The 456-nt window shown below is 69.1% G+C and carries 1 protein-coding gene; it reads left to right on the top strand.

The features are described 5' to 3' along the window. Positions 1–29: 29 nt before the first annotated feature. A partial coding sequence (locus ACGFT1_RS35765; RefSeq protein WP_373913157.1) for a hypothetical protein occupies positions 30–456 on the top strand: 427 nt, incomplete at its 3' end.

Here is a 456-nt window from a genome sequence, read left to right as displayed (position 1 = left end):
CCGTCTCCCATGCTTTCCACTCGGTGTTGATGGAGCCGATGCTGGCCGGGTTCGGTGAGGTGCTGTCGGGGCTGACGTGGAACGAGCCGGCCATCCCGGTGGTGTCGAACGTGACGGGAAGGCTGGCTGAGCGGGGTCAGTTGACCGACCCGGCCTACTGGGTCGACCACGTCCGCCGCCCGGTCCGCTTCGCCGACGGTATCGCCGCCTCGGGTGGGTCGGTGTTCCTGGAACTGGGTCCCGGTGGTGCTCTGAGCGGCGCGATCACGGAATCGGCCGGTGACGACGCGGTGAGTGTTCCCGCCCTCCGCGATGACCGCGACGAGGAGCAGACCCTTTTGCTGTCCGTCGCGGAGTTGTTCGTGCGCGGGGCGAAGGTGGATTGGGCGGCGGTGCTGCCCGAGGGTGCCACCGCCACCCACGTGGACCTGCCCACGTACGCCTTCGACCACCAGC

This window comes from Streptomyces sp. Y20, from assembly GCF_043195475.1.
Taxonomy (GTDB): Bacteria; Actinomycetota; Actinomycetes; order Streptomycetales; family Streptomycetaceae; genus Streptomyces.
The sequence above is the reverse complement of the archived record's forward strand: the minus strand, read 5'-3'. Positions and strand labels throughout refer to the sequence as shown.